At 61.0% G+C, this 12,565-nt stretch carries 11 protein-coding genes; all 11 read right to left on the bottom strand.

The features are described from left to right. Positions 1 to 16: 16 nt before the first annotated feature. The 11 genes from ACK9YZ_RS07310 to ACK9YZ_RS07260 all read right to left on the bottom strand — a co-directional run bounded on the left by ACK9YZ_RS07310 (position 17) and on the right by ACK9YZ_RS07260 (position 12,520). Positions 17 to 1,654: a peptidoglycan DD-metalloendopeptidase family protein gene (locus tag ACK9YZ_RS07310; RefSeq protein WP_416066139.1), complete on the bottom strand. Its 1,638-nt coding sequence runs from the start codon at positions 1,652 to 1,654 to the stop codon at positions 17 to 19. 163 nt (positions 1,655 to 1,817) lie between these two features. Next, positions 1,818 to 2,471: a protein-L-isoaspartate(D-aspartate) O-methyltransferase gene (locus ACK9YZ_RS07305; RefSeq protein WP_216757830.1), complete on the bottom strand. Its 654-nt coding sequence runs from the start codon at positions 2,469 to 2,471 to the stop codon at positions 1,818 to 1,820. After that, on the bottom strand, positions 2,468 to 3,241 hold the full coding sequence (gene surE / locus ACK9YZ_RS07300) for a 5'/3'-nucleotidase SurE (RefSeq protein WP_416066138.1): 774 nt from the start codon (positions 3,239 to 3,241) through the stop codon (positions 2,468 to 2,470). The genes ACK9YZ_RS07305 and surE overlap by 4 nt, the downstream gene beginning before the upstream one ends. Positions 3,242 to 3,247: 6 nt before the next feature. Then, a complete protein-coding gene (gene serS / locus ACK9YZ_RS07295; protein ID WP_216757828.1) occupies positions 3,248 to 4,531 on the bottom strand; it encodes a serine--tRNA ligase in 1,284 nt (427 codons plus the stop codon). A 94-nt stretch (positions 4,532 to 4,625) separates the two neighbouring features. Beyond that, on the bottom strand, positions 4,626 to 5,453 hold the full coding sequence (gene tatC, locus ACK9YZ_RS07290; protein ID WP_216757827.1) for a twin-arginine translocase subunit TatC: 828 nt from the start codon (positions 5,451 to 5,453) through the stop codon (positions 4,626 to 4,628). After that, the gene (gene tatB, locus ACK9YZ_RS07285; RefSeq protein WP_416066137.1) at positions 5,450 to 6,076 is read right to left on the bottom strand and encodes a Sec-independent protein translocase protein TatB; all 627 of its coding nucleotides are present in this window, start codon (positions 6,074 to 6,076) and stop codon (positions 5,450 to 5,452) included. Before tatB ends, tatC begins: the two co-directional genes overlap by 4 nt. Before the next feature lie 51 nt (positions 6,077 to 6,127). Then, positions 6,128 to 6,319, bottom strand: coding sequence for a twin-arginine translocase TatA/TatE family subunit (locus ACK9YZ_RS07280; RefSeq protein ID WP_132651313.1), 192 nt, complete (start codon positions 6,317 to 6,319; stop codon positions 6,128 to 6,130). A 183-nt stretch (positions 6,320 to 6,502) separates the two neighbouring features. Then, complete coding sequence (gene scpB / locus ACK9YZ_RS07275) at positions 6,503 to 7,186, bottom strand: SMC-Scp complex subunit ScpB (RefSeq protein ID WP_416066828.1); 684 nt, start codon at positions 7,184 to 7,186, stop codon at positions 6,503 to 6,505. A gap of 20 nt (positions 7,187 to 7,206) precedes the next feature. Next, positions 7,207 to 8,067 carry a segregation and condensation protein A gene (locus ACK9YZ_RS07270; protein WP_216757824.1) on the bottom strand — a complete coding sequence of 287 codons (861 nt, stop codon included), beginning with the start codon at positions 8,065 to 8,067 and terminating at the stop codon, positions 7,207 to 7,209. A gap of 25 nt (positions 8,068 to 8,092) precedes the next feature. Further along, entirely contained in the window at positions 8,093 to 9,106 is a 1,014-nt protein-coding gene (gene nagZ, locus ACK9YZ_RS07265; protein WP_216757823.1) for a beta-N-acetylhexosaminidase, read from the bottom strand. Between the two features lie 108 nt (positions 9,107 to 9,214). Next, positions 9,215 to 12,520, bottom strand: coding sequence for an SPOR domain-containing protein (locus tag ACK9YZ_RS07260; protein WP_416066136.1), 3,306 nt, complete (start codon positions 12,518 to 12,520; stop codon positions 9,215 to 9,217). Positions 12,521 to 12,565 lie beyond the last annotated feature (45 nt).

Below are 12,565 nucleotides of genomic sequence, written 5' to 3'. Positions count from 1 at the left end.
GCTCAAGAAATATCGCTTATTCAAGAAAGGTCATTGGGTTGACCGGGGCCGCATCCTTGCGGACCTCGAAGTGCACCTGCGGCTGCTTTACGTCGCCGCTCATGCCCGACACGGCGACCGTCTGGCCGCGCTGGATCTTCTGGCCGCGGGTGACGCTCAGCGTATCGGCGTTGCCGTAGACGGTGACGGTGCCGTCATCGTGACGGACGAGAACGGTATTGCCGAGTTCTTTCAGGCCGTTGCCGGCATAGATGACGACGCCATTTTCGGCAGCCTTGATCGCAGTACCCTGCGGAACCGAGATGTCGATACCGTCATTGCGGCTGCCGTTGACGTTGGCACCATAGGCGGCAATCACCTGACCGCGAACCGGCCAGCGATATTTGCCAATGCCGGTGGCTTCCGGAGCGGCTGCGCTGACATCGGACTTCTTCTCGACGTCGTCGACCGTCTGCGTGGCGGCAGGAGCCTTGTAAGGCGCCGGCTGCGCGGAAGCGGTCTGGACCGGAGCGCTCGCTGCCTGGGCGGGCTTTACCTGATCGACCTTCTGCGCCGGGATGGACGCGGTCTTGATCGCGTCAGCGGAAGCCGCGCCGTTCGGGATCTTCAACTCCTGACCGATGCGGATCGAGCCTGCCGACAGATTATTGGCCGCTTTGATAGCGTCGATATTGGCGCCCGTCGCCTTGGCGATCTTGGTAAGCGAGTCACCCTGCTTGACCGTGTAAGTACCGCCAGCGCCCTTCGGATCCTTACCGGCACCCGAGGGAACCTTGCCTGCCGGGTCCGCGCTTGCGACGGTCTTGTCGCGAGCGGAATTGGCGCCTGGAACAACGGCCACCTTCTGTTCCTGACCCTTTGTCGGCTGCGGCAGGTTGCCGGGCTTGGACAGGTCGGCGGACTGGGCTGCGGCCTTGGCGGCATTGTTGCCACCATTGAAGGTCGGGATGAGGATCGCCTGGCCGGGCTGTGCGGCGGATGCCGTCTTCAGATTGTTGACGCGCAGGATTTCCTTTTCCGGAACGCCGTATCGACGGGAAAGGATGGCGATGTTTTCGCCGGGACGCAGGGTGACGGACGGCGCATTGGTGCCGGACCAGCCGGAGACCTTCGGTGTCGTGCCTGTCGTCAGCGCATCGGGCGCAACCCTCGGAGCCGACGCAGCAGCCGGTGCAATACGGTCAGGCTTCGGAGCGGCCGGGAACGGTTGGGCGAGAGCAACGTCCCTCTCTCGCTGACGTGAGGAAACCGAGCCTGCGCTTGGCGGCGACAGATCGGAGCGTTGAACGGAAACCGGGGTGGATGCCATCCGTGCGCTGGAGCCGACCGGCTCATAGTTCGGGCGACCCGGATAGGGCTGGCTCACTCCCTGGTTATTCGCGCCATACGCTGGCTGACCCTGATTGTTCGCGGCATAAGCCGGCTGAATGCCTGAGCCGCCGAGATCGGCGCGTGGCACCGGGTCACCCTGCGGACCGTTGAAGCTCCTGCGCGGGATGGAATTTGTCGTCATCTGATCCTGCCCGGAGGAGGAAAACAGACTGCCGAAACGCGTCACATCGGAGCTGCAGCCCGTAGCTGCGCTCGCCAGCAAGGCGACCACCAGAAGATTCCCGGCCGACTTCCCGAACTTCGGCGAAAAACTAAAACGCATGACTCGACCCACTTAGAACGCAACCATTTGTGAATCTATTAAAGCGCGTTAGTGTTACCATGCGGTTAAGGCGCTGGAATCAGTGCTATATTTTTGAGAACTTGATAACCATAGGTTTGCAGGCGAAAAGTCATAGCCCACAGGCCCTGGAGTCTTGCCTAACTTAAAGCTGGGAAGCGAGGCGGGGCACGATCGGAAGATAGGGAGCGTCGAAGAGCTCTTCCCGCTCGAAGCGGCTGCCGGTTTTGGTCAATCGAACCATGCGGCATTCGTTTTCGGATATGATCAGCGGCGCAATCATAGAGCCGCCCGAAACAAGCTGATCGGCATAGAAGCGCGGCATGGAATTGAAGGCAGCCGTGACCAGGATACGGTCGAAGGTGCCCTCGCCCTGCATGCCGGCGCTGCCATCGGCCTGACGGATGATGATGTTGCGCAAGCTCAGCGATTCCATGCGGCGCTGCGCCGAAAGCGTCAGCGTCTTATAGCGATCGACCGTGAGCACGCGTTCGGCAATGCGACCGATGACCGCCGCAGTAAATCCGCTGCCGGTGCCGATTTCGAGCACGCGCTGGCCGGGGCGGACTTTCAGATGATGCAGAAGACGGACGGCAAAATCGACGCCTTCGAGGAAGGAGCCGCAATCAATCGGAATGGTGCGGCTGGAATAGGCATTCTCTGCAAATTGCGCAGGCACGAAGAGCGAGCGCGGCGTCTGCTCGACTGCCGTCAGCAAATCGATGTCGGAAATGCCTTCTGCGCGCAATCTGAGGACCAGAGCCGCAAAGCCCTCCTTCTCGGCCAGTTTCGCCGTCACCCCTTCACTCCGTGTCCGATGGCCCGCGCCACGCGGTCCGTCACGGAATAATCGGTCAGATCCAGTTTCAAAGGTGTTACCGAAATCTTATTATGCTTCAGCGCGTGAATATCGCTGCCCTCGGTGAAGGCGCCGGCGCGCTCGCCGAATTTCAGCCAGTAATAGGGAAAGCCGCGGCCATCCGTGCGCGCATCGACCTGCAGGTTGAAAGCAAGCTTGCCCTGCGCCGTCACCTCGACGCCCTCGACCTCGTCGGGACGACAGTTCGGAAAATTGAGGTTCAGGAAGGTACCCTCAGGCAGATCGACCGCCATCAGCTTTTCGAGCAGTGCCGGCGCATGCGCCTCGCAAACCTCCCAGGGCAGAATGCGAGCGCCGTTATCGTAGATATAGGCTTGGCTGAGGGCAAAGGAACGCACGCCCTGCATCGTGCCTTCAATGGCGCCGGCGATCGTGCCGGAATAGGTCACGTCGTCGGCGACGTTGGAGCCGGAATTGACGCCTGACAGAACGAGATCCGGCTTGATGTCGAGCACCTGCTTGATGCCCATGATGACGCAATCGGTCGGCGTGCCGCGCAGCGCATAATGCTTGTCGGAAATCTTCCGGAGCCTCAGCGGCTCCGAAAGGCTGAGCGAATGAGCAAGGCCGCTCTGGTCGGTTTCGGGGGCGACGATCCAGACATCATCTGAAAGCGCCCTTGCGATCCGTTCCAGCGCACCCAGGCCTTCGGCATGGATACCGTCGTCATTCGTCAGCAGGATGCGCATTGTGTCTCAAGCCGCCCGTTCGATCTTCGTCAGACCGCCCATATAGGGCAGCAAAACGTCCGGAATCGTGACCGAGCCATCCTCGTTCAGATAATTTTCGAGAACCGCAATCAGGCAGCGGCCGACCGCCGTGCCGGAGCCGTTCAGCGTGTGGACGAACTTCGTCGCTTTGTCGTCCTTGCCCCGATAGCGAGCATTCATGCGCCGCGCCTGGAAATCGCCACAGACGGAGCAGGACGAGATTTCGCGGAAGGTGTTCTGTCCCGGCAACCAGACTTCGAGGTCATAGGTCTTGCGCGAGCCAAAGCCCATGTCGCCGGTGCAGAGCGTCATCGTGCGGAAATGCAGGCCGAGGCGCTTGAGCACTTCTTCGGCGCAGGCCGTCATGCGCTCATGTTCGGCAATCGAGCTCTCGGCATCGGTGATCGAGACGAGTTCGCACTTCCAGAACTGGTGCTGGCGCAGCATGCCGCGGGTATCACGGCCTGCCGAACCTGCCTCCGAACGGAAGGAGGGGGTAAGCGCAGTGAAGCGCAGCGGCAGCTTTTCCTGGTCGACGACTTCCTCGCGCACCAGGTTGGTTAGTGTGACTTCCGCAGTCGGGATCAAGTAACGGCCGTCCGTCGTCTTGAAGAGGTCCTCTTCGAATTTTGGCAGGCTGCCAGTGCCGAACACAGCCTCGCCACGAACCAACAACGGTGAAGATACCTCAGTATAACCATGCTCGGTCGTATGCAGGTCGATCATGAACTGACCAAGCGCACGCTCAAGCTTCGCAAGCTGGCTGGTCAGGACCGTGAAACGCGAGCCCGAGAGCTTGGCGGCGCGCTCGAAATCCATGTAGCCGAGAGCTTCGCCGATTTCGAAATGCTCTTTCGGCGTATGGTTCCAGCGTGGCTTTTCGCCGACGATGCGGGTAACGACATTGTCGTGCTCGTCCTTACCAACAGGTACGTCGTCAAACGGCACGTTCGGAATACGCGAGAGCTGGTCGCTGAGTTCGGCGGAAAGCGCACGCTCCTCCTCTTCAGCAGCCGGCAGCATTTCCTTGATCTCGGCGACCTCGGCCTTCAGCTTGTCGGCAAGCTCGGCGTTCTTCTGCGCCATGGCAGCACCGATCTCCTTGGAGGCGGCGTTGCGGCGGGAGAGCAGATCCTGCGCCTTCTGCACGGCGGAGCGGCGCTTTTCGTCAAGGGCGATGAGAGATTGCGACAGAGGTTCCGCGCTGCGCTTGGCAAGTGCAGCATCGAGAGCCTCGGGATTCTCACGGATCCATTTGATATCGAGCATCGTCGTTCCAGATCGTTTCAACAGAAATGAACCGGTCGGAGGAAACCCCGACCGGATGGGAAACGGCAGAACTCAGAGAAATGTCCTGATGCGCTCAGACGCTGTCCGTCTTGGCGACATCGGAGGATTCACTGGTCTCTTCAAGCGCCTGTTTGGAACGCTGACGCTCCACGAGTCGTGCCGCGTAGATGGAAATCTCGTAGAGAAGGATCGTCGGCAGCGCAAGACCGATCTGGGACATCGGATCGGGCGGCGTCAGGACCGCAGCCACGACGAAGGCGAGCACGATCGCGAACTTGCGCTTCTCAACGAGCCATTGTGATGTGAGAAGACCGACGCGGGCGAGCAGCGTGGTGATGACGGGAAGCTGGAAGACGAGACCGAAGGAGAAGACCAGCGTCATGATGAGGCTCAGATATTCGGAGACCTTCGGCAGGAGCGAGATCGCCACTTCGTCATGGCCCGGCGCCTGCTGCATCGACAGGAAAAACCACATGACCATCGGCGTGAAGAAGAAATAGACCAGCGCGGCGCCCAGGAGAAACAGGATCGGCGATGCGATCAGGAACGGCAGGAAGGCCTGGCGCTCGTTCTTGTAGAGGCCGGGAGCGACGAACTTGTAGATCTGTGCTGCGATGATCGGGAAGGCGATCACAAGACCGCCGAACATGGCAACCTTGACCTGCGTGAAGAAGAACTCCTGCGGCGCGGTGTAGATGAGCTGCGCTTTCTCGACATCGAGGTGAGCCCAACTGACGGCAAGCTTGTAGGGAAAGACGAGATAATTAAAGATGTGCTTGGCGAAAATGAAGCACGCGATGAAGGCGATGAAGAACGCCCCGATCGACCAGATAAGCCGCTTACGCAGCTCCATCAGGTGCTCGATCAACGGCTGCGGCTTGTCTTCGATATCACCGCTCATGCCTCATCCTTCTTTCTTCTTACGGCCGGCTTCTTGACCTCGGTCGGCTTCTTCGTTGCAGCAGCGCGCTTCGGTTTTTCGATAGGTGCGGCAACAAGGGCCACCGCATCGGCCTTGTCTGCTGCCTTCACCCTCGGCTTGCGCGCCGTCTTCGGCTTTTCAGCAGCGACGACCGGCGCAACGGCTGCGGCGGCAACCGGCTGCGGCGCGGGAACGACTGGCGGCGTTTCCGGCAAGCTCAGGGACGGCGCCGGTGCAGAGACTTCCGCAAGCGGCACTTCCGTCTTCTTTTCAGCGCCCTGCTCGACCGGCTTGTCAACCTTCGTCGCGTTCTGCAGATCGGACTTGATCTCGTTGCCCATCTGGCGCAGCGGGTTCATCGCCTCCCGCAGACTGTTGACCGGGTTCAGCCTCTGGGCGTCGCTGATCGTGCGGCGCACATCGTCAAGTTCGGCTTCGCGCAACGCTTCATCGAATTGAGCGCGGAAATCGCCCGCCACTTTGCGGGCACGTGCCGTCATCTTGCCGAAAGCGCGCAGCATCGGCGGCAGATCCTTCGGACCGACAACCACGATCAGAACGACCGCGATAACCAAGAGTTCGGTCCAGCCAATATCGAACATGCAAGGCTCCTGAACGGGCGGCGCGGGGGCTGCGCCTCTTCCCGTACGTGGTTATTTCGTTTCGTCGGCCTTGTGATCGACGGTCTTTGCGGTTTCAGGCGCGTCTTCGTCGTTCATGCCCTTCTTGAAGCTCTTGATGCCCTTGGCAACGTCGCCCATCAGTTCCGGGATCTTGCCGCGACCGAACAACAAAAGCACGATGACCAGAACGATCAACCAGTGCCACATGCTAAAAGAACCCATTACGCATACTCCCTGTTTCGGTATTCCCTCGATGTAAGAATTTCCGATCCGGTTTCCAACATCAATCCTTCTGGACTGAGCTTAATGTCACGGTATCGGCCTTTGTGACAAGCCATTCATCCATCGAAAAGTTGTGATCGACATTGTTTTGCGAGGGCGTGGCAAAAGCAAGACCAACCTTCATCATTCCTCGGAGGCGCCACCCGGGGCGAGCAGTCCAAGCTCTTCAAGGTCCAGTTGTGTAATTGGATCCTCGTCGTCGGTCAGTTCGTCGTTCATGAGGGGCGATGGAATGTTGAAATTGGCGGGTATCCGGCCGGACAACAGGCCGGCGCCCTTCAGTTCTTCAAGACCAGGCAGGTCGCGCAATTCCTCAAGGCCGAAATGATCGAGGAAATCCCGCGTCGTGCCGAGCGTCACCGGCCGGCCTGGTGTGCGACGGCGGCCGCGGAAACGTACCCAACCCGCCTCCATCAGTACATCAAGCGTACCGCGCGAGGTCTGCACACCTCTGATATCCTCGATCTCGGCACGCGTCACCGGTTGGTGATAGGCAATGATCGCCAGCACTTCCAGCGCAGCGCGGGAGAGCTTCTTGACCTCGTTCTCGTCGCGGCGGATGACGAAGGAAAGATCGGCGGCGGTGCGGAAGGCCCAGGCGCTGTCGATCTGCACGAGATTGACGCCGCGCGGCGCATACTGCTCCTTCAGGCGCAGCATGATCTCGTGCGCATCAAACCCCTTCGGCAGGCGTTCGATGATGAAACCTTCGGATACTGGCTGGGCGGATGCGAAAACCAGCGCTTCGGCTATGCGCTCCGCTTCGATCTCGGCCTGCAGATCGCGGGAAGCGCCCTCGCCTTCCATGTCATCGTCTTCCGCATCGATCAATCCGACTGCTCCTGTTCGACCACCTGCAGTGTGGCATGTTTCGGGCCGCGGCGCATGTAGATCGGCTGAAAAGCGCCATCCTGGCGTATTTCGAGCTTGCCCTCGCGCACCAGCTCCAGCGAGGCGGCAAAGGCACTGGCGACGGCAGTGACGCGTTCGGCGGGACTAGCGAGGTAGCGCAGCAGATATTGCTCGAGCGCCGTCCAGTCGACGATATCGCCGATCATCTGGGTCAACAGTTCACGAGCATCGGTCAACGACCAGACATTTCGGCGCTCGATTGTTACCTGAGTGATCGCATGGCGCTGACGCAAGGCCGCATAAGCGCTCAAAAGGTCGTAGAGATTGGCGTCGTAGGCGGACTGCTGGCGATCCGGGATATGCTCCGGCGCGCCGCGGGCGAAGATATCGCGACCGAGCCGGTTGCGGTTGACGAGACCATCGGCAACCTGACGCATGGCCTCCAGCCGCTTCAGGCGAAAAGCAAGCGTTGCGGCCATTTCCTCACCCGAGGGACCGTCGTCCTTGATCTGCTGCGGGATCAGCAATCGCGACTTCAGATAGGCAAGCCAGGCCGCCATGACGAGATAGTCAGCGGCAAGCTCGATGCGGATACGCCGTGCGCTTTCGACGAACTGCAGATATTGTTCGGCAAGGGCCAGAACCGAAATACGCGACAGGTCGACCTTCTGGTTGCGGGCAAGGTAGAGCAGAAGATCAAGCGGACCTTCGAAGCCGGCGACATCGATCACCAGCGCCGGCTCATGGGTGGCGCGTTCCGAACCGTTCTCCTGCCACAGCTTGTCCATCGGCGTTGAAGCCGCTTGGGACCGTTCCGTGCCCTTGATCGTGTTCACCCTACCCTGCCTTTCCGGCCCCTTCTCAAGCCGTCGCAAACATGGCGTCGAATTCCGCCCTTATCGTCGCCTCGTCTACAGCATCGGCGGTCGGGAAGCCGTCCTCAACCAGCCGTGCTCTCTCTCGCGCAAGACCTGCCAGCGGCGGAACATTTGCCACGACCTGAAGCATCTCGTCCATATGGCCATTGCAATGCAGCACGATATCGCAACCGCCCGCAATAATATTCGCCGCCCGTTCGCCGATCGTGCCGGAAAGCGCATTCATCGAGCTATCGTCCGACAGCAGCAAGCCCTTAAAGCCGATCTCAGTGCGGATGACCTGGTCGATCACCTTGCGGGAGGTGGTGGCCGGATTGTGCGGATCGATTGCCGTGAAGACGAGATGGCAGGTCATGGCCATCAACTCATCCTTCATGGCGATAAAGGGCGGGAAGTCGTGAACTTGCAGTTCTTCGCGCGATACCGTGACGACCGGCAGCTCCAGATGCGAATCTGCAAAGCCGCGCCCATGGCCCGGCATGTGCTTCATGACCGGCAGCAAACCACCAGCCTTCAACCCCTCGCAAGCAGCCCGGCCCATTTCCGTGACAGTGACGGGATCGCCGCCATAGGCTCTGTTGCCGATGACGTTGCTGCTGCCTTCGATGGGCACGTCCAGCACCGGCAGGCAATCGACATTGATGCCGAACCTCTGGAGATCGAAGGCATGCAGGCGCGACATCAGCCAGGCGGCGCGCAGCCCAAGCGCGCGGTCGCGGCGATAGAGATCGCCAAGCGCCTGTCCCGGCGGATAGTGCTGCAGGATCGGCGGACGGATGCGCTGAACGCGACCGCCCTCCTGATCGATCAGCACAGGCGCATGCCAGCCGACGCATTCACGCAGCTCGCCAACGAGATCACTGATCTGCCGGGCTTCGGAAATGTTCCGCCCGAAGAGGATAAAGCCCCAAGGGCGTTCAGCCTTGTAGAAGGCCTTCTCTTCGTCGGTCAGCTTGAGGCCGCTGCAGCCGAGGATCATCGCTTTTGATTCGGTCATATTCGAATCATAAGGGCCGCTCCGCGAATTGCGAGCAAGGTCAAGCGCAATCCCACAAAAAAGAACGGCGGGACAAGCCCGCCGTTCCGATAAAATTATTCAGAAAGCTCAGCGCGAGATGAGGCAGCTTCCGCCGGCGGAGCGATACTGCTCGCAAAGGGCGGCAGCTTCGTCCTTCGAGCCGGCCGGGATGCGGACGCGGTAGAAAGTACCTTTGCCGGCGATATCTGCCTTACGGATTTCGTAGGCGCGGCCACCGAGCACACCTGCGAACTTTTTCGACAGGCTGGCGTAGGACTTCTTCGCCTCATCCTCTGACGGCAGCGATGCGATCTGGATACCGTAGCCACCACTTGCAGCGGCCGGAGCCTGCTGTGCCGGCTGGGCAGCGGCTGCTGCCGGTGCAGAAGCGACCTGCGTCGGCTTCTGCTGAGCCGTCGGGCGAATATTGCCGTTCTCGGTTACCGTGCCGACGACATTGACCGGCTGCTCGGCCGGGCGGGCGGTGGGGACAGGCGCCGTGTCGGTCGCCACGGCAGAGGCAGCGTCGGCAATCGGCGTCGTCTTCACTGCACGAACCGGCGGATCAACCTGATTTTGGTTGGCGGCATTCACCTCAGCCACCTTTGCCGTAGCCTGAGCAGCAGGCGCAGTTCCGACAGGCGGAATTGCTGCGGAAGCGACCTGATTGCCGGCGCTTGCCGGGAAACTTGCAGCAGATGGCGTCGCAGCCGGTTGGGTTGCAGGGGTTGCCGCCGCCACGTCATTGGCCGGCGCGGATTGCTCGACAGGCGCGAGCTCTTCGCGAGCGACGAGCGTGCCGTCTGGCTTGACGATCATCGTGCGGACCTTGCGAGGCGAAACGGACGGTACCGCATCGTCGTCGGAAGCGGAGGCATTCACAGTGTTGTCGTGATCGGGCAGCAGGCGCGGATCCTGCGTTTCGCCGACGGCGGTCGGCATGACCTGATCGGCACTACCTTCATTGTCATCGGGCGAAACTTCCGGCGTCAACGTGCGCTGAACGACATCGACCGGCGCCTCATCGGAGGAAACAAGCGCCTTCTGCTTCGGCTCTTCGGCAGCACCTGCGACCCGGTCATAGACAGCCTTGTCCTGGTTCGGCACGGTCTTGCCGCCCGGATTTTCGGGAACGACCTTCACCGGATCCTTGTCGGCGGTTATGACGCGCGGCTCGCCGGAGCTGACGATGCCAAGGCCGGGACCGTTGGAAACCCAAGTGTAGACCCCATATGCGCCGCCGGCAAAAACGACCAGCATGGCTGCTGCAGCCAACAGCCGGCGCATGGAGCGGGCGCGGTTGAAATCCGCGGTCTGGCTTGCGGATTCGATATGGACTTCGGAAACATTCTCGCGGCGCTCGACCGGCTCGCGCACACTGCGGCGGAAATCCTCTTCCAGCGCGCGCTCGAAATCATCAAGCCCGTCGGCAAAGACGGAGTTCGCAGGCTTGGCCACAGCAGTGGCCGTTGCAGCGGTGACCGGGGATGCCCAAGCCGGGGCAACCGGTGCTTTCTCCTGCCGCTTGGCGGGCTCGAAGAAGCTTGCGATCTCGGCATCGAGATCGAAATCGAAGTCGGCGGTCTTGGCGACCGGTTCCGGATGCTCGACAGGCGGCAGCGTCGGAACATGCATGTCCTCGACCGTCTCAGGACGATCTTCCGGATCGGAGATCATCGACGGATCGAAGGGCAGATCGTCGGTGGATTCACTTGCCGGTGCCGGCTTGGCATAGCTGACCGGAGCAGGCTGCGGCTCAGGCACGAAAACCGGTGCCGGCTGCGTACGCGGCGCAGGCTGTGCTGTAATGACAGGCGCAACTCGTACGGGTTCGGGTTCAGGCTTCGACTGCGGCTCGGCGAAGTCGAGATCGGCGAGCTCCAGTTCGATACCGGCGAGATCCAGCTCGAAATCGTGGCCGGCAAAAGGATCTTCAGCCTCCAGTTCCGGCTGGCGCGCGACACCAGGCGCGGGTGCGATAGGCTGCGAGACCGGCTCCACCGGAGCCCGAACGACCGGCTTCGGCGCTTCGGGCTGACGAAGGACGGGCGTCGCACGGCTCATCGGCACAGGTGCAATCACCGTTGGCTGCACGGATGCGCGAGCAACGGGCGCTGCGAACAAGGGCGTATCGAATACCGGCGCCTCGAAGACGGGCGCCTCGAAAACAGGAACAGCAGGAACCGGCGCTGGTTGCGGTACCGGCGACGCAACGACAGGCTCGAGTGCAGCGGCGACAGGCTCAGACGCAACGGACGATGCAGCGCGCTGCGGTACCGGATAACGGGAGACATCAGCCAGCAGATCGTCGAGATCAAAGGTTTCCGCATCGAAGGCGGGCTCCGGCAACGCTTCGGTGAGCGCAGCATCGGGATGGACATCGCCTTCGGCTGCAGCCGCGATCAGGTCGAAACCGGAGTTAGCGGGCTCAACAGGCTCTTCAAAGGCAGCAATATCTTCGAACGACGCGACGGGCTCTTTAGGAAGGGCAACGTCTTCGTGGCGATCGATCTCTGCCGGAAAACCGAAGGATGCGGTAACCGGCTCGAAATCCGCAGCTTCAACGGCGGCGACCGGCAGAGGCTCTTCGGCGACATCAGGCACAGCCACTTCGGGTTCGACCGTGGACACCGGTTCGGCAACAAATTCAGGTTCGGCAGCAAAGGCTTCCACGGGAGCCGGCTCAACAACGGGCGCCTCGATGGCCAACTCGGTGAGAACCGGTTCCTCGCGACGCGGCGCGTGGAAATTGGCGATCGGCAGTCGAATGCTGGCGGCCGACCATTGCGGCGCCTTCGCCGGCGGCTGAATGGACGGAGCGGCAGGAAGGGCGCCGCCGATGGAGAGCTCCAGCTCTTCGATCAGATCACGGGCGCCGCCATATGTCGTAAATGTGGACGGAGGATCGGCAGAAACGGCAACGGGCTTCGTCGAAACAGGAGCCCAATCGTCAGCGCCAGGTGCCTCCCGATTGACCGCCACCGGTTCGGGAGCAGCCACTTCGGGAGCAACGGCAGTTGCTTCCGGGAACTCCGGCTCGACAACAGGCGCCTCGAAATCGGACACGACCGTCGGAACAAGTTCCTCACCAATCGAGGGAACGTCCTCCTGAACCGGCTCGACATAGTCGTCGGCTTCGACTTGTTGTTGAGCGACTGGCCCCACCTGATGATCGGAGGCAGCCAGGGGACGCGGCGCATCATAGCTCTCGAACTCGCGGAGAAGCTCGTCCTCGAGATTGAGAACCGGCTCCTGCCGCTGAGGTTCGTCTACAGTATTGGCCGCAATTCGGGGTTCAAAGCCGACGATACGAGCAAGTTCAGCCAACGGATCATCGTCGGCAAACATATCGTCTTTACCGCGCGTGTCATACGCAAGTCGTTTATCAGCCATGCCCATCCCACTCAAAAACGCAAACACTTCAATGCCAGCGCATTG

This window comes from Rhizobium sp. ZK1, assembly GCF_047782645.1.
In the GTDB taxonomy this organism is placed as follows: domain Bacteria; phylum Pseudomonadota; class Alphaproteobacteria; order Rhizobiales; family Rhizobiaceae; genus Rhizobium.
Note: the sequence above shows the minus strand (reverse complement) of the source record. Positions and strands in the feature narration are given on the sequence as shown.